Genomic DNA, 19,631 nt, shown 5'->3' with positions numbered 1-19,631 from the left:
GCGTTAATTATTATTATATTATATATGCTTACAAATAACCACCATCAATCAACCACGTTGCTATGTGCTTTAAAGCCACAGCATTCCTGTCTACACCTTCAGTTCTAAATTTAAACGCCCCATAAGTTCCATCACTTTTCAATACCGCATTTCGGGTTTGCTTATCTTTATTTGTGCTCATATTGCAATTCTTGGCGCCATTTCCTCCGGCAAAGCTTACTGTAGCAATGACTAAACCATCAGGCAAACTAAATTCATAAGTATCAAACTCCTTGTTTGAGCTGATATCTTTAAATTTCCCTATCAACACATCTGTCTGATATATCTGATTGTCCTTAACATTTGGAGGCCCTATTCTAGCACGTTTAACCAAATGATATTCAATAGCAACTTCTGGATTTTCACTTTTTCTGGCCAGCATTTCCGAAACCTTTCTTGAATCCAGCTTATCATCTACGACAATTCCGCTCTGTCCTATCAGTTTGGCAAATGATTTTTCCGCTCCAAGTTTACTAAGTGAAAACACGCCTACTTTATCAACCGGAAGAAAAGTAAACTGATAATAAAAACCGCTATTGTCATTCCTATTAGAAACAAAATTAGTCGCAACTCTTGCAATGATCAGTGTCTCACCACTCATGCTCTGCAATTCGAAAGTGCTGGTCAACCCGAAGTTCTCTTTATCTTTAATTTTTACCACCTTGGCCAGATCTTTCCCATCAACTTGTAATAACCCCGATTTATAATCAATTTTTTGAGCAAGTAAGTCTCCAGACACAAGTATTGAGAGGAGTATAATGATTAGCTTTTTCAATGTCTATTTGTTTTTATTTTAATTGATTTGTATGGTAGCAGTTGCCGTCGTTTTATTATATTTTATTGTACCTACTTTAAAATAGGTGGAAGGAGAAGGATTTGTCTTCCTGATCAGCGTATTCATATTAACTGTATTAGAAGAAACCTCAACACCGCCAACATTCTCAAAATTATTACCTACCAAGCTCATTTCTCCGCCTTTATAGGTAACCAGCTCTACGCTAAAGTCGCCCGTTGCCGGAATACCAAACCATACTGCATATAAGCCAACTTCGACGATGTTCGGCGAATTAGGAAAGGCATCAATAAATTTCCTGATCCCAATCAGCACACCTTCATAGCCTTGCTGACCGGTATTATCTAAACCCCACCATAGATAGGCGTCAGACGGTGGAATTGTATTTATTGGAATGGTCGCACTTGGCCCTCCGTATCCAACATAAAGCTGATCGAATGGCGTACCATTATTCTCAAGCCCTGCTAAAATATCCAGGTCAGCCCCTGAACCTGTTAGCCAATGATACCTTACCGCCATGAAATCAAAATCGGCAATCACAATAGGTTCCTCATAAGTTGTATAGCTGATGCTGTCGCCCAGAACATTATAGGTGAATTTTAAAATGGTATTCAGGTCACTTTCATCATAGCTTCCATTAGCTCCCGCAAATATTTTTGTACTTACATTGGTGAGTGGAACATGATTGGTTCCCCCTAAAACGCCCGGCATAAGTACCCCATTGTCACTACCAAGCGTCATTACTCCGTCACTGGTTTTAACACTAAAGGCCCCATTCAATATACTTTCCGCATTCGACCTGCCCTTTATATAAAACACAAAATTCTGTGTTTGCGGATAATCAGTCACCAGTTTCTCAATATTGAATTCAAACCTCCAGGTAGGAGAATTAAAACCGGAAGCCAGAATCAATGCATCTGAAGGGATAGCGGTAGATGGCATAATGTTATGCCCTGTATATGCAGCAACATGACTGCCTGCAACTTCCGCATTGTCTATCAAGCCTATGACATTAAAAGACGAGTTGCCGTATAGATCAACAACTAACACACCTGAACTTACACTCACATCGTTTATGGTAATCTGTTTAGACAAAACAGGAATGCCACTTTGTGAAGCGTATATCATAGCTGTCCTGCTATCACCAAGCGTAGTATTTGAAGGAATGATCAATGTGTTCCCGGAAAAAATACCTTCAGAACTACTAAAGACATAACTGCTTGTCAGATTTTGTTCCGAGCCGTTCGAATAAGTAGCCAAAACAATATAACTGGCGGTTCCACCTTCGTTGATATTTCCAGGCCCTACAATTTCCAGTGATGTTTGTACTACAGGAGTTGTATTGATTACTGTAACTTGCTTGGTAAGCGGTACCTCAGCATTTTTGGTTGCATTGATAGTTACCTCATAGTTCTCGTAACCGCTCAGATCCGTATCTGCAGTAAAAACATTTCCGTTAAAAGAGCCTCCGGGGGTAGTGGTAAAAATATATTCAACGGTAACGTCTTTCGAAGTACCATCCGAATACAACTGAAAGATATAATAGGTAGTACTTGCGCCTTCGTTAATTGTATCTACACCATAGAATAACAATTCAGTTGCTGTTCTACAGGTAGCAAATTCAAGACTTTTTATACCGGACCATCCAGTTGTGCTTAAAATCCTTGCACCTATTGTATGCTCACCACAAGTAAGCTGTCCGCTAAACTGACCATTGTTTTGATCAATCATCAGCGTATCATCCAGGCTCCATTCATAAGCCAAAACGCTGGATGCGTCTTCCGGACTGTCAAAAGCTACCTGAAAACTAACTGTAGTCCCGCTAAAATACGCGTCACCAATTACGGAAAAGGCTGGACCGGAAAGACAATTGGTGTTCGGCATTTGTTTTATTTTTTTTAATGGTTTCGTGCTTATCTGAACTTCGATCAATATCTACAACTTAACCCCCCTCAGAAAATTTATTATGTGAACCGCCCGATATTTTATGCGAAAATGATTTGCGAAATTTTGTTTCGAATTATTTAAAAAGTTTCAAATTAAAAATCTAATATTGTTAAAAAATGCTCTCGAATGACATTAAATTGCATAATTATAGACGACGCTAAATCCTGCATTAACTTATTAGCCGATTACATTTCAGAGTCAAAAGCAAAACTTCGCTTAGTCAAAACCTATACAGATCCAATGGAGGCCCTGGCAGGATTGCGAAATGCAGATCCGGTGGATATTGTTTTCATGGATGTACTAATGCCCCATTTAAATGGAATTGAATTATCAAAGCTTTTAAAGGATAAAATACGATACTTGGTGATTACTACCGGCGATCCCTCCTATGCCATTGAAGCTTTCGATGTTGATGCCTGCAATTACCTGATGAAGCCCATATCCCAAAAGAAATTTAATGATGCCATAAACAAAATCATTAATCTTGAAAAAAAGAAATCTGCATTGATCAGGGATGCAAAACATCTTTTCATTAAATCCAAAATTGGAGAACTGAGAAAAATATATGTCAACGATATTATAGCCGTTCAGGGTGCTTCCAATTACGTGAAAATTCACACCTCCAATCAAAAAAGCTATATGACGTATGGAAAGATGGGCGACTTTGAAAAGGAATTAGACACTTCAGGGACCTTTGTAAGAATCAATAAATCTTTCATTATCTCAATACCCCACATCAAACTGGTTCAAGGTAAAAAGATCACGCTGGCCAACGATTTTGAGATCACTATTGGCGAGACCTATAAAACCGCTATACAAAAATATCTGAGAACAGTTTAGATAGTTCCCTCAAGATGTTATTTTCCTTTAGCTGAAGCCAGGTTCTCAGACCAGGACTTATCACCATTTACAGGATATGCACCTTTCCGAAGATCTTTTACATCTACACCCAAAATCTGCAAATGAGGTGTTTCAAAATTCAAACGCATTAATCCCTCTGCAGTACCAAATTCGTGCATTTTACTCCACCATTTGAGTTTTGTCCCCCCATCATCCCAACTCCAGGCACCATTTATATACAACACAAAATCTACAGCAAGTCCATACTGGTGAAAGGACGACCATGCTTTCGCATAAGTAACTATATTACCCGGTTTGGTTCTTCCTTGTGCATACAAATCCGTCTGCCTTTCAGGGTAACGAAAGGCTTCAAAAATCTGGAAAGGAATTCCCTCACTTTGCAACTGTACATGCACCTTTACCACCGCTACCCTTACTTTAGGATGAAGGTGTAAAATATTATTATGTCTGTCAGTACGTGACATAGCTTTCCTGGAACCCTCTATCTTCAAATAAAGCTCTACCCAGGTCAAACCACCTACTATTCCATCCGCTACCAATTTACTAGCTGTCTGGAAATCCTTCACAGCCTTTAGCGTAACCGCATCAAATATACCAGTTACACTTACAACATACTTTAGCGTTAATAGCCTGTTTTGTAAGTAGCTCACTAACTTTCCCTTCGAGCCTAATTTTAACAATTCCATATATATAAATTTTTAACTGGCAACAGCATCAAGGTCAGCAAGACAAACGACTTATGAAAATTTATTATGTGAAACGACTTATTTTTTATGCAAAACCAATAGAAAGTAATTCTTATTAGGATGAAATAAACCACAGAATAAAAGCACAATAATATAAAAACCAACATCTTAACAAAACAAACCCCAAATTATCGCCTAAATAGGCAGCCCTACCTTTGGTTTTAAGGAGATGTCCACCGAAAATAAAATTAACATATTTTATATAAATTCACTTTTAATTAAACCCCAATCATGATTAACATAAATGTCGGCATTTATGGAGGTAAGGCTCCTATTCCTGTTAAAGTACATATTGATAACCTGGATAATAATAATGATCTGTATTTTTCAAGGACCAGTTCATTTAATGAAACATACACACTGCCTGCAGGCAGGTATTCCATCCTGGTAGCGGGCATGAACCCTGAAGATGGTTATACCAACATCTCTGTATCAGGAAATTTCAGAGAAGAGCCGCTACCCGAAGCCAGTTTCACAAGGAAAACCCCTTCCTATGCCGTATTCTTTTACATAGAAGTTTAACTGAAATGAAAAGATCTTTATTAACGTTATCAATCTCCATCTTAACCTTAAGCCTTTTAGCCCAAGAAAAGGAGAAAATGCAAACAAACGATTTAAAAATAGCCGAACAGCTAAAATCAGGGAATAGCAAAGACGTGCTTTTCAGTTTCTTCCAGCTCGGCCTTAAGGGTCTGACCAGCGACAATAAGTCCCTGACTTTTAATTCAACTTTATTTGCGTTAAAATTAAAAAGCAATCCCAAACTATTAAAAGACAATCTGCTGACCAAAGAAAACTTCTCCAGAAACCTGCAGTTCAACATTAAATTGAACCTGGATTCTTCTTATAAATTTAAAGGACTTACTGGTGGAATAACGTATGCGATTGTAAACCAGAGAGACCATCAGCTTGCAGTCTTTACGTCCGGGCATCTCCAAAAGAAAATAAAAATAGATTCCCTGCATACTGAATATTTCCAACGGTTAAAAGAGGCTTCCGCCAAACTCCTGCTTACAAAAGACATTCCTGTCGAAAAAAAGAAAGAACAATTGGCGGCTTTCAATTATAGCATAGACTACATGGAAAGAACCGGCCTTACCGATAGCATTCCAGATTTTATCTTGAATACCTTTGAAGATAAAGGAAAAAAGCTGGCATTACAGCACGAAGAACTTATCAAAATGCGAAAAGAAGCCTATTCCATGATTGATAAGGGGTGGTTATGGACTATAAGTGCAAACGGTACCACTGATCATCTTAACCAATTCAAATCAGGTGCCTTAAGCACTGTAATCTTAAAAGGGAACAATCCTGAACTGGATATCAGAAGTACATTTAGTTATGTGGATACATTGGTCATCACAAAAATTTCACAGGTAAAATTAAGCAGTGCTGCAGGTCTTAATTTTGCACTCTTAAAATCTGAGACAGGGAACCTCATTGAGTTCAAACCCTATTTAGCCTATGAGCTGATTCTAAAAAATCCAATTGCAAATGAAGAGAAGAGTGTATTCTTTGCCAATGCAGACCTTAGGATCAGGATTACACAAAACTTATGGCTGCCCTTCACCCTAAAATATGATCTGGAAAAAAATAACTTTCTAGGTTTTTTAAATGTCTCATTAAACCTAAATCCCCTTAAATAAAAAACAATGAAAGCCGGAATTTTCATACCTGGGCTTGGCGAAGCTTTCCCAGGAACAACAATAAAAGGTTATGCACAGAGACTAGCCAATGAAATGGATTATGCCAATCCCGTACAGCTAAAATTCTATACCACAGAAGAGCGGTTTGAATATGCCGGAAAATGCAGTACAGACTGCATCACCATATGGTCTAAAAATGGCGATATCGTGAAACGGGAATACCGACTTTATGATTTTAGTTATGCTAAAACTTTAACCAGAAATTATGAAGAAAAAAGTGTCATTACACGGTGTCTTCTGATCTTTAAAACGATAATATTAAAAAGCCCAATACTGTTCAAAAGGCTCTTTAAAGCCAATGTATGGGGCTATCAATCCAAACGGTTAAGATTGCTTTCCTTCTACACTTTCGGAATTTTTCTTGTCATGGCCCTTGCAGGTATATCGCTTATACCTGCGGTAATCACGCTAATTGAAGAAATTTTCGACAACAAAACACTTCATAATGCCCTGACAAACCATAAAGAAATCACTGAATTTGCAGTAGTCAGCAAAAAACTAATATTAGGTTTTACTTCATTTATTTTATTAGGCCTGTCCTTCTTCCCTGCTGTCCAAAAGAGCGTTAGCGGCTTTGCCACCGAATTCTGTTGCGTAGACAACTATCTTGAATTAGGTAAACGAAGACAAGCTTTAATAGGAGACTTAAATGCTTTAGTGGAGTTCATAGCAGAAAAAGAGACCGCAGAATTAGCCGACAATGAAGACGAATTTAAACTCCACTTTCACGCCTACAGTTTTGGCAGCATCTTAGCCCTCGACCTGCTTTATCCATTTGGTAGTACCCCTGTCTCCCGTATCGCCCAGCTAACTGAATGCCTCATTACCGTTGGCTGTCCGTACGAATATATTCAGTCCTATTATCCTGTGTATTTTAAAAACAGAGACACAAACACGGTGTCATTAAAAAAATGGTACAACGTACTTTCTGTGGCAGATGCATTATCTTCCAACTTCCGTAATGATGCTCACCCCTTACCCGCGCAGTATAGTTTTAGCGAGATCGGTCCTATTGCAGAAAATATTCAATATGAAGTGTCTCCGGCAGACCCATCTGGCATCTGGAATTTCCTGTCCCTTTATTCTTTAAAGGCACATCAATTTTACTGGGATGGAAGTGCCGGTGGGCAAAGTTGCCTGAAAGATATATACACCAGATTGGCACAAGATAAATTCCTATCATAATTTAAGATCAAAATAAATGGATAACCACGAAATACCTGATGACTATAAATTCAATCCAGATATACTGGACAAAACCATTATCGCAATCCCGCTATTAAAAGAAATTGAAGAAAACCCAGGTGCGAAAATAGCCGTAATCATCGATTTAAATTTAAATTATAAAGGGGGAAGAGCTGAAGCCAGATCAAAAATCATGGCACTGCTGGCAGAACTAATGCCAGGAGAATCGGAAGGCGTAAAAAAGACAAGGCTAACTGAGCAATACGTTTTCACTAAAATATCTGCTGACCTGATTAAAAAATTGATAAAATTAGACAATAAGGCAAACAGAGCTATTTTTAAGATCTGGCCAGACTTCAAAATTCAGCCGCAAACCACTAAATCTGTGAGCACCATAAAAGCCGACGCTGCGAGGTCTTCGTTTTCTGCCCTTGGTGAGGAAATTACCTGGGCTGTGGTAGATTCAGGTATAAATTTTAGTCATCCCCATTTCCTCGCCCACAATAATAAGTGTACAGATTATCATATGGATTTTACGGGTAGCGAAAGCCCATTCGAAGATGAATTTGGACACGGTACACACGTTGCAGGGATCATTGCCGGTGAATTAATCGTTGCTGATAGTAAGGAAACCTCAAATATCTTCGCTATGTCTAAGAGCAGAGACGAAGATAACAATCCGATATTTTCAAAAATTAAACTAAATAAGATATCGGGGATGGCCCCTAAATGTAAGCTCGTTAGTCTAAAAGTACTGGACGATTTAGGGGAAGGGAATGCCAGTTCACTTATTGCGGCCATAGGACATGTCCAGGAAATAAACAATTATGGCAGGGACATCAAAATTCATGGCGTTAATTTAAGTCTGGGTTATAGCTTTGATCCGGAATGGTTTGCGTGTGGACAAAGTCCTTTATGTATAGAAGTTAACCGACTGGTAAAATCCGGTGTAGTAGTTGTTGCCGCTGCTGGCAATACCGGATACGGGTATGTAACCACAAAATCCAATGGAAGGCTGGCAACAGGAATGCCGCTGAGTATCAATGATCCTGGAAACGCAGAGTTGGCCATAACAGTTGGTTCTACGCATCGCGATATGCCACATACCTATGGCGTATCTTTTTTCTCCTCTAAAGGTCCTACTGGTGATGGCAGATTAAAACCTGACCTCGTTGCTCCGGGAGAGAAAATCATCTCTTGTGCGGTTGGAAATAAAAAAAAGCAGATTAAGGAAGAGCTCACTGATGATGCACATTGTTATTATCTACAGGATAGTGGAACAAGTATGGCAGCCCCACATGTTTCAGGAGCTATCGCCGCATTTTTATCTATAAGAAGAGAATACATCGGACAACCAGAAAAAATAAAAGAAATATTTACTTCAACTGCAACGGACCTTAAAAGAGACAAATATTTTCAGGGAAATGGTCTGTTGGATTTAATGAGAGCCATTCAATCAATTTAACAATATTAGCGATGACAACTACAAACTCAATTCCATTTTTTGAACTTAAATTTGATAAAGATGCCAGGCTAACTGAGGTCGCTGAACTCGAAGCAATAGAATCGGCTCTTCAATCAGGTAATTACACAGATATCCTGTTCATTTCTCACGGTTGGAACAATGACATGACCGAAGCCAGAGAACTATATGATTCCCTGCTGCAACTGGTCCATGACGAAATAGTTGACCATCCCATTAAAGACAGATCTTTTATTTCAATTGGCATTTTTTGGCCTTCAAAAAAGTTCAGTCATAATCATCAGAAAGACGGAAGTGCTGCTGCGTTAAATAACAGATCAAACGCAGCAAACACCATTGAGCTTTGTCATGAACTTGATCAATTCATCAACACGCCAAATGCTAGCGTTGCGCTAAAAAACATCATTGACTGCATAGACAAGAAATCTCCGGAGCCAATAGAATTGGCCACACAATTTATAGATCTTTACCATGCGATCTCCTTAAATGAAAATGGAGCCATGGATGAAGAAGCCTTGAAGTATTACGACATTGAAAATATGACCAGAATACTTGAAGATCCTGATTTTCTGGAAACAGGCGACCTGCCCGAACCAGGTATGGGAGGTGCTACGTCTATTTTCAATGGGACGATCAATGGCATCAATAACCTTTTAAATATGGCTACCTATTATCAAATGAAGGAACGCGCCGGATTAATTGGTGTTCAGGGTTTAAACCCAATCCTCAAAAGAATAAAGCTCAAATGTAATGGAAAAATCCACCTCGCAGGACATAGTTTTGGCGCAAGATTAATGAGCGCAGCCGTTTCCGGCAGTACAGCAGTTTCTCCAATCCAGGTGCAATCGCTTTCCTTAATGCAAGCTGCATTTTCTCATTATGGTTTTGCTGAAAAATATGAGAAGAACTTTGACGGACTTTTCAGGAATACGATTGCAAAAAAATATGTAGCCGGGCCCATTATCATTACACATACCAGAAATGACAAAGCTGTAGGCATAGCTTATGCTATAGCTTCGAGACTGGCCAACCAGGTTGCCAGCGCTGTAGGTGATAAAGATGATTTTTATGGCGGCTTAGGAAGCAATGGTGCTCAAAAAACACCGGAAGCGAACAATGGCCTTCTGCTAGACATGGATGGCAACTATTCGTTTACAGCCGGTGGAGTTTACAATCTAAAAGCAGATAAATACATTAAAGACCATTCCGATATAAAAAAACCGCAGGTTGCTAAAGCATTAGTCGCGGCTATGTCTACGTAAAAACTGAAAAGGGCATCCACCCTTTTCCAGTCTAGGGTTTATTAAAACTTCCTAAGTAAGTACTGTTTGCTATATTTTTTCTATTCTCAGCGATAAAGGATATATAAACTTCCATATATTCATTAAGCAGATTACTTTGTAGCGCCAGGCTGGTTGCGCAATTGGACCTCCAATCGCCAGACAAAATATAAACTACCTTTTTTATAACCGGAAAATAAACTAAAACCATCACTTGATCATTAACCCGCGGCCAGGTTACACTAGCAGGACAACTCCAGCTAAAATCTAATCCCTGGAGCGTCATTTCAACCGAGGGCTCTATAGCACCCCACATACTACCTTGTGTAACCAATACCTTATCATAAGCGATCACAACGTTAGGATAAGTTCCCTGCAGGGCATTTCTCTTGTTGTAGGCAACCGCCATGTTGTTCGGAGTCCTGGTCGTTCCTTTAGCCAGGAGTTGAAAGCCGACATTGATAAATGCAGCCACATGCTTTATGAAAATATTAATTACTGCCATCCCCTGCCTGCATTGTAATTGCGGCACCGTAGGATTTGCGGTGATCTTACCAATGGTACGCGCCACCTGCTTACCATTTAATGTATAAAATACGATGTTACCCACTTTACCACTTATATTTCCACCAAATCCATTTCTGATAATTCCCATAGCTTTATTTAAATTACACCTAAATAAACACTGTCACTCACGAGCTTCCCATCGGCATTAATGAAACTCATCCAGGCATACAATGAAACATCCGTTAACCCCACTGGCAATGGTAAAAAACAGCCCATTGCAGATCGTATTACATGTTCAGGAAATTTCATGAACATCTCCCGGTCCGGGCAATAAATCACAAAGGTTGCTTTGTCACTATACTGATTGAAGCGCGTTTGCACATCAGGCAGCCAGCTTACCTGCAATCCATCGCTAAGCCGGCTAATGGAGGGGCGATGTGGACCTTCCAGACTTCCCCGACTATATACCAGCTTGCTATAGTCAATGACATAGTCTGGGGAGATGCCCGTTACCAGTGCACTGAAATTGTACCTGACCGCTGCATTAAATGCAGATCCTTTGCCAGCAATACGTTTAAAACCTACAGCAATCAAATCACTAAACCACTTCAAAATCGAATTGGCCAGATCGAATCTCAACTGCTGGTCCAGCTGTGCAACTGTTCTTAACTTTGCATTTTTACGCTGCCTGGCATAAATTATACTTTTGCCTTTTACCCGACGCCCAATCAGCGCACCAGTTTTCTTTTCAAAACCACCAAATATTCCTTTTCTTAAAATTCCCATAATATTTCTGTTTAATCCGCTCTCCCCTGCAAAAGATTCTTGTAAGGGAGAACGGAGATTATAACCAATCTGCATATTTCGCTATTGCTCGCTTATGCCTTATTTTACGCATTACTGCATCCCCCTCCCTGCTCCCGGCTACGTTGGTATTACCTTCAATAGAAAAAATTAAGGATCCTTGTACCCGTTCGATCAAACCCACATGGCCTATTCTTCCCAACGATGGAAAATAAATTCCAATAACCATTCCCGGAAGTCCATCCCTGGCCATACGGCTTAGCGGAAAAAGCGCAGGACTCCAGGCCGACCTGGGTTCTGCTAATCCTATTTCCTTGTGACACCAGGAGACGAATCCGGCACACCAAGGCGCAGCTTGTTTAAAGCCCACGTAATTAAGGTATTCACTGATTCTCTTACCAGAATTGTGAGCAGACTCCCTAACACCGATTTCTTTACGGGCGATGTCGACGATTGCTGTACCATTTTTTGATTTTCCATAAGTATATTTATTAGTGTTTATAAAATTGCTGCCAGGCATACTACCCCAGCTAACAAAACCAAGGCATAACATGCCCATAAAAAAATTAATTGCTGCCATTCTCCTAGGTCTTTAAATTTTAAAACTATTTCCTCTATCGGCGGACAGCCCATCCGCATCAAAAACCTGTTAAGCAGCCACAGGCTTACCTCCATCAGGATCAGATAAGTGATCAGGCTCAGCACCACCATTAAGGGCACGCTCTGGTTAATTCCGGCACTCATCTCCGGACTGCTAAACAATAAGGTTACCATCGCCCATAGCACCCGCAAAATCCCCATTAAATGATGCTCCTTCTTAGCCTCCATAAAAGCCCTCAGCAGGAACATCCCTCTGTTAATCATTATTTCTTTCATCATTTTTTTGAATTTGTACTTATTTACTTGCAATTAGCGGCCAGTTACAAAAAATGGTGGCCCAATGCAAAGCACCGGAGCCACCATTTAATTAAAGCACAGTGATATCTGGGAGAGATATACTGTTACTTGCCAATTTACCATCAGCACTTACCATGCTTACCCAGGCATTTACCACCTTTCCTGAAAAAGGAGGAGGTAACTGTAAGGTATAGGTCAGCGCCGACCGTGGAACGGCATTAGCTAAGGTTACAAACTGATCCAAAACGGGGCAGTAAACCACTACCGTAAACATGTCAGTTTGCGCACCGATTCCTGTACCCAGATAATCCAGCCAGCTAAACTTAATCTTCGCAGGCACATCTGTCAGAAACTCCGCTGCGTAAGGCGAGCTTAAATTGCCTTTACTGTACACGAATTTTGCGTAGTCGAGGGTAAAATCTGGACCCACTCCTATTACTGCGTTCTGGTAATTGTACACAAAAGCGGCATTAAACGCACTCTGTTTTGCCCCATGTGCATTCTGAAACCCAATCCTGATCAAGCCGGTTAAACGGCTTAAAAAACTAACCACCGTTTTAAATTTAGCGCGTTGATTAATTTGCGCTGTAGTAGCGGGTGTTTGCGAAGGGTGAGGGATTGCAGTAATCACATTCTGTCCGTTAGTGTAATGACCAACCAGTGCGCCGGTCTTATTTTGGAAGCCTCCGAAGGCTCCCCAATGTTGAATTCCCATAATCAAACATTTTATTTGTTAAACATTCTGTTAGTTATACCACCTGCACACCGGTTTCGCTTAAAGCGTCTTCCTTGAAAATGCCCGGCTACTCTGGCACCAAATGGTAATGTCAAAACTACAGCATGCAACAAGCTCAAAATGCATTGATTAAAGACATAAAAACATCTATTTTAAGACATTAAATCGTCTAAATAAGTACAACTCAGTTCCTGCGACTCCTGTCCCTTATCCTGCTACTATTCTTCCCTACAGCGAGTGTACTTCTGCTAATGGCTAAAAAAGCGCAAATATCCTGGTCGGACAATTTGTATTGAAATTCAGAGAATTTATCACAGAACATCCCGTACCTTAAACCTTCCTTCCTCATTAAAATCTGCAGATGGGTCTCCCTAAATGCTTTGATATTGCTGCGAATGGCATTAGTTAGCGGAGTAGCTTCAGGGAATTGTTCAAAAATGTGATCAACCTGAGTTTTCGTAATGGTATACAGCTCGCTGTCTTCCAGCATTACGATATGAGTGGTATTGTTTTTTTCTCCGGCGAAAAATTCTTCAGGCAGCAGGATGATACTGTTCTCTGTAAAAACCATAAAGATCTGTTCCTCGTTGTCTTCGTTTAAGAAAAAGGCTTTACAGGATCCTTTAAACAAATAGTGCGATTCATCTACCTTCATCCTTGGAATCAGCAATGAAGCATTTTTCTTTAAAAACTGTCTACGGAGTGTACTGTCGTCTTCCAAATGACTTTTAAATTCTTTACTAACTGGGTACATCGACCCCAGATAACTGGTGAGTTTACGTTTAGACATAATAGGGATTGTTTGATTTATATTTGGTTACAAAAACATAAAACTCGCAACAAAGACCAAATTACCTTATTAAAATTTTGCAAAATAGTATTACTTATTTACAATGGCTGTTCCGAAATGCACTGGGTGTGCAGCCTCTGTGCCTATGGTAGTAAACACTGAAATCATTTTGATGGCTAAAGCCCAAATCGTAAGCGATCGCTTTGATCGGCAGGTTATTCTCAATCAATAACGCATCCGCTTCAGCGAGTATCCGTTCCATCAAAATTTTAAAAAAACGCTTGCCGAAATGTTTATGGGTAAATTCATTCAGTTGCCGCGCCTTAATCCCCATCTTTTTCGCATAAAAACTTGTTTTCCTGTTCTCTTTGTAACTGTTATCCATCAAAACTGATAGCATTGTCAATCGCTGCTCCTGTCCTGCAACCAATTTGATTTCGCATTCAGCTTCACGGTTTACATGCCTTAATAAAACAAACAAGTAATGCCTGAGTGCAAGTGCAAAGGTTCCTGAATCCATTCCATCACCAATCTGAGCAATCAGTTCTATCAAAAACGACAAGGAATTTCTGTTCACATCTATGTAAGGCAATGCTCTATCAGGATTATAGAGTCCCTTTCCCTTGTGTATTACAGACTGGCGCAGGAATGTACTCATCATTGCTTCCTGAAACTGAACCAGGTGACCATCCAGTATCGTTCCTTCCAACTTTACGGATAAATTTTCCTTTAATAAAAATACCCTGCCCGGTATTAAGCTTACCTGATGATCATTTAACCTCAACTTTCCCTTCCCTTTGCTCACCAGCAACAAGGCATAAGACTTCTGTAATTCTAAGACATGGGGAGAATCCCCACAAATGAGCGCAATTTTTAACATACGAGAGCATTGATATTTTTACTTAAAGTCAGATTGACAATGTTCGGATTCTTGTAGTACCTGTATACGTTAGATCTCCCTCTTATATACCTGGCCTCCTACTTCGGTCATCACTCGTTCTTGCGACGCTGTTGCTTCGGTTCTGATTAAGGCAACATTATCCTAAAGTTGATTGACGCACAAAGTATCTCCGTTTGAATAGGCCAGGTATACAAGAGGTACACCGAAGGTATACCGGAACCAATACCTTTCGTGGAACTAGCTTCCCATTTCCAGGATCTTATCAAATTCTTCAGCCCTTAATGGCATTACAGATAACCGGCCTTGTCTAACCAATGAAATATCTTTCAGGCTTTCTTCAGCTTTGATCTGCTCCAGGCTTACCGGATTTTTAAGTCCTTCTACAGGCGACAGATCAACTACTACCCAATTGGCATCATCAGTTGTTGGATCCTGGTAAAACTCCTTTACTACTTTGGCTATACCTACCACGTTTTTACCTTCATTGCTGTGATAAAACAAGACAAGGTCACCTTCTTTCATTGCTTTGAGATTATTACGTGCCTGATAATTACGCACGCCATCCCAAAACGTTCTACCGTCCTGATTGAATTTTTCCCAGCTGTATTTAAAGGGTTCGGATTTTACTAGCCAATGATTCATTTGTTAACTTATTTATAGTGCATTAAAGGCAGTTTTTAGTCCATTCTTCGAATTGGCGACAAGCCTTTTATTTATTTCTATTATTTAAACCTCAAAGCTAACAAATCAGAGAGAATTAAAAAGTATGTGGGTAAAAATGGCGGGAATATCCGGCAAATAAAAGAAGAAGCTAAATCATCGGTTAAAGAATTGGTAACAAAGCTCAGTAATAACTGGAATCCCATAACTAATCTACAAAATGAAGTTATGCTCAATTCTACATCTACTATCACTAAATGCATTGATTACTGGGAGGTAAGAGAGAAGAAGCATTAGAAAATGAAGCGATTGGTTAAAGGCTATTTAATTTGCCTTATCCGAAAATAAGCCAAGAGATCAATCCGTTTGCAATTCAATAGCTATGATAGCTTTCTTAGGATAATCATCATAGTTCCTATGCATTGGAATTAAAAGCTCCCCATTACAGCCAAAACAGTTATAAAAGTAAAGTAGTTTAGAATACGTGCTACACTGCGATGGACGGATACGAAAACCGAACATCAGTCGGAATCTAAACATATCCTTTTAATATTTTATCTTTGCAATGCCAGAATAATAAAAGCCGAAACACATGACTACAGATGACTTAGATCCGATTCATAAACAAGTTATCAGTTTCATAGAAAACACGACAAAGCCTATTTTTGTCACTGGAAAGGCTGGCACTGGAAAAACTACTTTTCTTCATTACTTAAAATCAAGCATAACCAAGAACCTGGCAGTAATTGCTCCCACTGCTATCGCAGCATTGAATGCAGGAGGAGTAACTATTCATTCTTTTTTCCAACTTCCGTTAGGCCCTCTTGAACCGTTGGATTTCATTGACAATGAAAACATCCTTAAACTTCCAGCCCTATCGGGCGAAAAACGCAGTTTGCTAATTGCGCTTGAACTGTTAATTATTGACGAAATCAGTATGGTGAGAGCGGACACCATCGATCGCATTGATCTTTCTCTAAGGATGGCTAGGGGTATTTCAGTTCCCTTTGGAGGCGTCCAAATAATAATGTTTGGCGATCCTTACCAACTTCCTCCCATTTTTCAAAATGACTGGCCAATCTTACGCCGTTATTATAACAGTCCCTATTTTTTCAGCAGCATTGTTTTTACTTCTGTGGCCATGATTACCTTTGAGCTCACCAAAGTCCATCGGCAATCTGATCCGTTTTTTTTAAGCCTCCTGAATAACATCAGAATAGGAAAAGTGGATTCTCAATTACTGGGCAAATTGAATGAACATATTTTTTTGCCATCGGAAGATCTTTCTGATGAATACATCACGATTGCCACGCATAATCATATTGTTAATGAAATTAACGAGAAACACTTAAATGAGTTGCCCGGTGAAATTTATTCCCATATTGCCAGAATCAAGGGAGAATTTCCAAAGGAAGCATATCCAACCGACTTTGAGCTTCGATTGAAAGTGGGTGCAAGGGTTATTTTTATAAAAAACGACTCATCAGGTAACAAACTGTTTTATAACGGTAGGGTTGCAAATATACTCTCGATTGAAGATACTAATATTCGCGTCCGATTTCATGATGACAATTCAGAACTAACTATTAGCCCTGAGGTCTGGAGTAATCAAAAGTATACGATTAATGACGTATCTAACAGTATAAAAGAATCCACAATAGGAACATTTAGCCAATATCCGTTAAAGCTCTCATGGGCGATTACCGTTCACAAAAGTCAGGGCCTAACTTTCGAAAAAGCAGCCATTGATATCGACGCAGCATTCGCACCCGGGCAGGCTTACGTTGCCCTTAGTCGCTGCCGAAGTTTAGAAGGAATTATCTTAAGAGCACCAGTACGTGAGGAGAGTATACTGAATGATCCTAAAATCCATGATTTCATGTCCCAAATGAAGTTAGCTTCGTTGAGCAATGAGCAATTAGATATTTATAAAATGAAAGAACAATATCTATCTGTTAAGGAATTATTAGATTTTTCATATTTTTCCTGCCAATGGGAACGACTTAATTCCCTGGTCGATATGGATTTCGAAACACCACAAGAAAACTTAAAGGATCTGTTATTACAGATAAAAATTGTTGTGGAAAAACAGGTAGATTCTGTAGCTCGTCAATTTACAAATAGAGAATTTAACACCTTAGATCAATCATTACCACTGTCTCACCACCCAATTTTTTTGGTCAGGTTGAAAAAGGCTTCCACATATTTTGAAGAGAAATTAAAAGGTTTACATGAACTTGCTCAGAATCTGCTGAACTATCCGTTGAACTCAACAAATAGTAATCTTTTTTTCAAATATTATAACAGTTTTATTTCGGTTTGTTTATCCAAAATTGCTGGATTTGAATCGAATTTCGACGAGCCTGCAATATACGAGACTGTCAAACGTATGCAAGATGCGATGCTTAATTATGTATCAGTCCACTCATTTTATAGCCTCCCAGAAACAAAAAAGAAATCAATCCAGAATCCATTGGTCTTTGACGAGTTATTGAATTGGAGAAAAGACCTTGCTCACAAGCGATCTGTAGCAGAATACATAATCATAAGCGAGAAATTATGCATAAAAATTGCATCCAAGCTACCCAATTCACTCCAAGAATTGGGGGCAATAAATGGCATTGGACAAGACAAAGCAGCCGAACTAGGAGATGACATTCTTAAAATCGTTAGAAAATTTACGGGTAAAAACAATTTATTTTAGGCAACCTCTGCCACATTATCTTTCAATCCGAAGCTATCCCTAATGTCTAAAATCTTTCCAGTTTCATATGCAAAATATTGTAATGGATCTGCCTGAGCCGTAGCCCATGCTTCGTTCAGAATTTCTGAAATAGAGCCCTGTCCCAATGCTGAAAGCTCAGTGTAAGAAGCTAAATCTGCGTTCTGGTAAAACTCAAAAAATTCATCAACAATTTGCTGAAGCAATTTTTTTGGAAAAATCATTTTATGGATACTCGGCCTAAAGACCTCAGTATCTTTAAGAAAACTTTTCCAAGACCTTTCCACCTTTGCTTTTTCGGCATCAAGTCCAAGTTTCTCAAGCATCATTAAAATAATCTCCATCCGGGCTTCATCTGCAGGATGTGATTCCGAGGACTCAAAAATCTTTGAAGATCCATGACCGGTTGACAATAATTTTAGATTTGTCCAAGCATAAGCCCCCCCAGTCATATAAGTTCCAACCAGATCACAGCTAAATTCTTCCAGCCAAGACGCAGCCCAAAGATGTCTTGCATCCTCTAGTGGTCCCTTAAAATGTTCCCCTAAACCTTCATCCTCAACCCTTACAATTTCCGATGCAAAATACTTATCAATAATCTTTGCAGATTGTTCACTACTCCCACCCCTAAACATGGAGTGCATTAAATGTCCGATTTCATGGTACATATCCGGTAGGTTCAACAAACTATTTTCTTCTCCTGAAGGAAGTGCAATAATTTCAAAGTAAGGAACAGCCCAGTAATAATAATCATGATTACTAATGGTGGATACGATTGGAGGAAGCGCATTGATTCGATGTTCGTTATAGATCTGGGTAATCAGACGAAAAAAGAAAATTTCCGGCTTTTTATAATTCTTTATTGCCAAATACCGATAAGAGTGTATGGCATTAAATTCTCTATTGGCCTTATTAAACAGATAAAGATTATTACCTGTGAATTCATCGTACTCAAGTACACCTGTATCAAAAGCATCCTGTAAGACATCCCGAATATCAGCGAACTGTTTTAGGGTGTCAGTAATGAAGCGATCTTTAATATCGTCGTGATGCTGAATACTATTGATATCGGCAACTACTACATCAATTCTATGCAACAAATCTGCATAAAGAGCCTTAATAAAATTTCTCATCCCCGGTTCGTACGCAATTTTCTAAAGAGAATAGAAGCTTCATTGTCCAATATGGAGATGAATCTGTCAATATTTGAAAGATCAGTAGCACTCAGTCTTTTCTCTTGGTTCAATTTCTCTAATGCAGAAAGAATCTGATTTTTGAACTCATCATTCTTCAAGATCTGATTCTTAAACAAGGTATTATCTTTCAATTCATACAAATCATTTTTTGAATCTTGATGCCTATAAAATTGTTCCAGACCATGCAATATGGTCATAATATCGCTGAGAGCCTTTTTCACTTCCTCATCAGAGACCTGTAGCTTGGGATGCAGATCCTTAACCCCTGCCCTTCCGGTAAGATTACGTCTTTTAAGAGTAATGACTGATTTGTTCAGATCATTAGTGAGGTTCGAAACTGAATTGTATTTTTTGAAAAGAAGATTGAAGTCACTCATA

Annotated in this window: 20 protein-coding genes; 7 read left to right on the top strand and 13 right to left on the bottom strand. The window is 39.2% G+C overall.

Annotated elements, in window-relative coordinates; translation table 11 throughout:
• Nucleotides 1-28: 28 nt before the first annotated feature.
• Entirely contained in the window at nucleotides 29-814 is a 786-nt protein-coding gene (locus B9A18_RS01105; protein ID WP_144009358.1) for a hypothetical protein, read from the bottom strand.
• A gap of 18 nt (nucleotides 815-832) precedes the next feature.
• The gene (locus B9A18_RS01100; protein ID WP_144009357.1) at nucleotides 833-2,716 is read right to left on the bottom strand and encodes a hypothetical protein; all 1,884 of its coding nucleotides are present in this window, start codon (nucleotides 2,714-2,716) and stop codon (nucleotides 833-835) included.
• 189 nt (nucleotides 2,717-2,905) lie between these two features.
• On the opposite strand from B9A18_RS01100, the gene B9A18_RS01095 reads away from it, so the two are divergent.
• On the top strand, nucleotides 2,906-3,619 hold the full coding sequence (locus tag B9A18_RS01095; protein WP_084286821.1) for a LytR/AlgR family response regulator transcription factor: 714 nt from the start codon (nucleotides 2,906-2,908) through the stop codon (nucleotides 3,617-3,619).
• Between the two features lie 17 nt (nucleotides 3,620-3,636).
• Here B9A18_RS01095 and B9A18_RS01090 read toward each other — a convergent pair whose 3' ends face one another.
• Nucleotides 3,637-4,326: a peptidoglycan-binding protein gene (locus B9A18_RS01090; RefSeq protein ID WP_084286820.1), complete on the bottom strand. Its 690-nt coding sequence runs from the start codon at nucleotides 4,324-4,326 to the stop codon at nucleotides 3,637-3,639.
• A 291-nt stretch (nucleotides 4,327-4,617) separates the two neighbouring features.
• Here B9A18_RS01090 and B9A18_RS01085 point away from each other — a divergent pair, with 291 nt between their 5' ends.
• From B9A18_RS01085 to B9A18_RS01065, 5 genes are read left to right on the top strand one after another with little or no spacing between them, the layout of a single operon-like run.
• Nucleotides 4,618-4,908 carry a hypothetical protein gene (locus tag B9A18_RS01085; RefSeq protein WP_084286819.1) on the top strand — a complete coding sequence of 97 codons (291 nt, stop codon included), beginning with the start codon at nucleotides 4,618-4,620 and terminating at the stop codon, nucleotides 4,906-4,908.
• Between the two features lie 5 nt (nucleotides 4,909-4,913).
• Nucleotides 4,914-6,032 carry a hypothetical protein gene (locus B9A18_RS01080; protein ID WP_084286818.1) on the top strand — a complete coding sequence of 373 codons (1,119 nt, stop codon included), beginning with the start codon at nucleotides 4,914-4,916 and terminating at the stop codon, nucleotides 6,030-6,032.
• A 6-nt stretch (nucleotides 6,033-6,038) separates the two neighbouring features.
• Complete coding sequence (locus B9A18_RS01075) at nucleotides 6,039-7,277, top strand: hypothetical protein (RefSeq protein WP_084286817.1); 1,239 nt, start codon at nucleotides 6,039-6,041, stop codon at nucleotides 7,275-7,277.
• 16 nt (nucleotides 7,278-7,293) lie between these two features.
• Nucleotides 7,294-8,742 (top strand): S8 family peptidase, encoded by a 1,449-nt coding sequence (locus B9A18_RS01070; protein ID WP_084286816.1) that lies wholly within the window; start codon nucleotides 7,294-7,296, stop codon nucleotides 8,740-8,742.
• Between the two features lie 11 nt (nucleotides 8,743-8,753).
• Nucleotides 8,754-10,022, top strand: a complete 1,269-nt coding sequence (locus B9A18_RS01065) for a hypothetical protein (protein ID WP_084286815.1) — start codon at nucleotides 8,754-8,756, stop codon at nucleotides 10,020-10,022.
• Between the two features lie 31 nt (nucleotides 10,023-10,053).
• On the opposite strand, the gene B9A18_RS01060 is transcribed toward B9A18_RS01065, so the two are convergent.
• The 8 genes from B9A18_RS01060 to B9A18_RS01025 all read right to left on the bottom strand — a co-directional run bounded on the left by B9A18_RS01060 (nucleotide 10,054) and on the right by B9A18_RS01025 (nucleotide 15,317).
• Complete coding sequence (locus B9A18_RS01060; RefSeq protein WP_084286814.1) at nucleotides 10,054-10,695, bottom strand: DUF6266 family protein; 642 nt, start codon at nucleotides 10,693-10,695, stop codon at nucleotides 10,054-10,056.
• A gap of 8 nt (nucleotides 10,696-10,703) precedes the next feature.
• On the bottom strand, nucleotides 10,704-11,333 hold the full coding sequence (locus B9A18_RS01055) for a DUF6266 family protein (RefSeq protein WP_144009356.1): 630 nt from the start codon (nucleotides 11,331-11,333) through the stop codon (nucleotides 10,704-10,706).
• A 58-nt stretch (nucleotides 11,334-11,391) separates the two neighbouring features.
• Complete coding sequence (locus B9A18_RS01050; RefSeq protein WP_084286812.1) at nucleotides 11,392-11,931, bottom strand: C40 family peptidase; 540 nt, start codon at nucleotides 11,929-11,931, stop codon at nucleotides 11,392-11,394.
• Nucleotides 11,850-12,230: a hypothetical protein gene (locus B9A18_RS01045; protein ID WP_144009355.1), complete on the bottom strand. Its 381-nt coding sequence runs from the start codon at nucleotides 12,228-12,230 to the stop codon at nucleotides 11,850-11,852. Before B9A18_RS01045 ends, B9A18_RS01050 begins: the two co-directional genes overlap by 82 nt.
• Nucleotides 12,231-12,318: 88 nt before the next feature.
• The gene (locus B9A18_RS01040; RefSeq protein ID WP_084286810.1) at nucleotides 12,319-12,963 is read right to left on the bottom strand and encodes a DUF6266 family protein; all 645 of its coding nucleotides are present in this window, start codon (nucleotides 12,961-12,963) and stop codon (nucleotides 12,319-12,321) included.
• Nucleotides 12,964-13,168: 205 nt separating this feature from the next.
• Complete coding sequence (locus B9A18_RS01035; RefSeq protein ID WP_084286809.1) at nucleotides 13,169-13,774, bottom strand: Crp/Fnr family transcriptional regulator; 606 nt, start codon at nucleotides 13,772-13,774, stop codon at nucleotides 13,169-13,171.
• Nucleotides 13,775-13,868: 94 nt separating this feature from the next.
• Nucleotides 13,869-14,654, bottom strand: a complete 786-nt coding sequence (locus B9A18_RS01030) for an AraC family transcriptional regulator (protein WP_084286808.1) — start codon at nucleotides 14,652-14,654, stop codon at nucleotides 13,869-13,871.
• Nucleotides 14,655-14,912: 258 nt separating this feature from the next.
• On the bottom strand, nucleotides 14,913-15,317 hold the full coding sequence (locus B9A18_RS01025; RefSeq protein ID WP_084286807.1) for an EVE domain-containing protein: 405 nt from the start codon (nucleotides 15,315-15,317) through the stop codon (nucleotides 14,913-14,915).
• 610 nt (nucleotides 15,318-15,927) lie between these two features.
• Here B9A18_RS01025 and B9A18_RS01020 point away from each other — a divergent pair.
• Nucleotides 15,928-18,039: an HRDC domain-containing protein gene (locus B9A18_RS01020; RefSeq protein WP_084286806.1), complete on the top strand. Its 2,112-nt coding sequence runs from the start codon at nucleotides 15,928-15,930 to the stop codon at nucleotides 18,037-18,039.
• On the opposite strand, the gene B9A18_RS01015 is transcribed toward B9A18_RS01020, so the two are convergent.
• Together B9A18_RS01015 and B9A18_RS01010 are read right to left on the bottom strand one after the other, a co-directional pair.
• The gene (locus B9A18_RS01015; protein WP_084286805.1) at nucleotides 18,036-19,190 is read right to left on the bottom strand and encodes a hypothetical protein; all 1,155 of its coding nucleotides are present in this window, start codon (nucleotides 19,188-19,190) and stop codon (nucleotides 18,036-18,038) included. The two genes, B9A18_RS01020 and B9A18_RS01015, sit on opposite strands and share 4 nt — an antisense overlap.
• Nucleotides 19,187-19,630, bottom strand: a complete 444-nt coding sequence (locus tag B9A18_RS01010) for a hypothetical protein (RefSeq protein WP_084286804.1) — start codon at nucleotides 19,628-19,630, stop codon at nucleotides 19,187-19,189. Before B9A18_RS01010 ends, B9A18_RS01015 begins: the two co-directional genes overlap by 4 nt.
• Between the last annotated feature and the right edge of the window lies 1 nt (nucleotide 19,631).

This window comes from Pedobacter nyackensis, from assembly GCF_900176505.1.
Lineage (GTDB): Bacteria > Bacteroidota > Bacteroidia > Sphingobacteriales > Sphingobacteriaceae > Pedobacter > Pedobacter nyackensis.
This window is presented reverse-complemented; position numbering and strand designations above follow the sequence as displayed.

Excerpts from the sequence above, each read along its gene's own strand:
- B9A18_RS01100 (WP_144009357.1), bottom strand. The coding sequence starts at position 2,716 with ATGCCGAACACCAATTGTCTTTCCGGTCCAGCCTTTTCCGTAATTGGT.
- B9A18_RS01095 (WP_084286821.1), top strand. The coding sequence starts at position 2,906 with ATGACATTAAATTGCATAATTATAGACGACGCTAAATCCTGCATTAAC.
- B9A18_RS01090 (WP_084286820.1), bottom strand. The coding sequence starts at position 4,326 with ATGGAATTGTTAAAATTAGGCTCGAAGGGAAAGTTAGTGAGCTACTTA.
- B9A18_RS01085 (WP_084286819.1), top strand. The coding sequence starts at position 4,618 with ATGATTAACATAAATGTCGGCATTTATGGAGGTAAGGCTCCTATTCCT.
- B9A18_RS01080 (WP_084286818.1), top strand. The coding sequence starts at position 4,914 with ATGAAAAGATCTTTATTAACGTTATCAATCTCCATCTTAACCTTAAGC.
- B9A18_RS01075 (WP_084286817.1), top strand. The coding sequence starts at position 6,039 with ATGAAAGCCGGAATTTTCATACCTGGGCTTGGCGAAGCTTTCCCAGGA.
- B9A18_RS01070 (WP_084286816.1), top strand. The coding sequence starts at position 7,294 with ATGGATAACCACGAAATACCTGATGACTATAAATTCAATCCAGATATA.
- B9A18_RS01065 (WP_084286815.1), top strand. The coding sequence starts at position 8,754 with ATGACAACTACAAACTCAATTCCATTTTTTGAACTTAAATTTGATAAA.
- B9A18_RS01060 (WP_084286814.1), bottom strand. The coding sequence starts at position 10,695 with ATGGGAATTATCAGAAATGGATTTGGTGGAAATATAAGTGGTAAAGTG.
- B9A18_RS01055 (WP_144009356.1), bottom strand. The coding sequence starts at position 11,333 with ATGGGAATTTTAAGAAAAGGAATATTTGGTGGTTTTGAAAAGAAAACT.
- B9A18_RS01050 (WP_084286812.1), bottom strand. The coding sequence starts at position 11,931 with ATGGCAGCAATTAATTTTTTTATGGGCATGTTATGCCTTGGTTTTGTT.
- B9A18_RS01045 (WP_144009355.1), bottom strand. The coding sequence starts at position 12,230 with ATGATGAAAGAAATAATGATTAACAGAGGGATGTTCCTGCTGAGGGCT.
- B9A18_RS01040 (WP_084286810.1), bottom strand. The coding sequence starts at position 12,963 with ATGGGAATTCAACATTGGGGAGCCTTCGGAGGCTTCCAAAATAAGACC.
- B9A18_RS01035 (WP_084286809.1), bottom strand. The coding sequence starts at position 13,774 with ATGTCTAAACGTAAACTCACCAGTTATCTGGGGTCGATGTACCCAGTT.
- B9A18_RS01030 (WP_084286808.1), bottom strand. The coding sequence starts at position 14,654 with ATGTTAAAAATTGCGCTCATTTGTGGGGATTCTCCCCATGTCTTAGAA.
- B9A18_RS01025 (WP_084286807.1), bottom strand. The coding sequence starts at position 15,317 with ATGAATCATTGGCTAGTAAAATCCGAACCCTTTAAATACAGCTGGGAA.
- B9A18_RS01020 (WP_084286806.1), top strand. The coding sequence starts at position 15,928 with ATGACTACAGATGACTTAGATCCGATTCATAAACAAGTTATCAGTTTC.
- B9A18_RS01015 (WP_084286805.1), bottom strand. The coding sequence starts at position 19,190 with ATGAGAAATTTTATTAAGGCTCTTTATGCAGATTTGTTGCATAGAATT.
- B9A18_RS01010 (WP_084286804.1), bottom strand. The coding sequence starts at position 19,630 with ATGAGTGACTTCAATCTTCTTTTCAAAAAATACAATTCAGTTTCGAAC.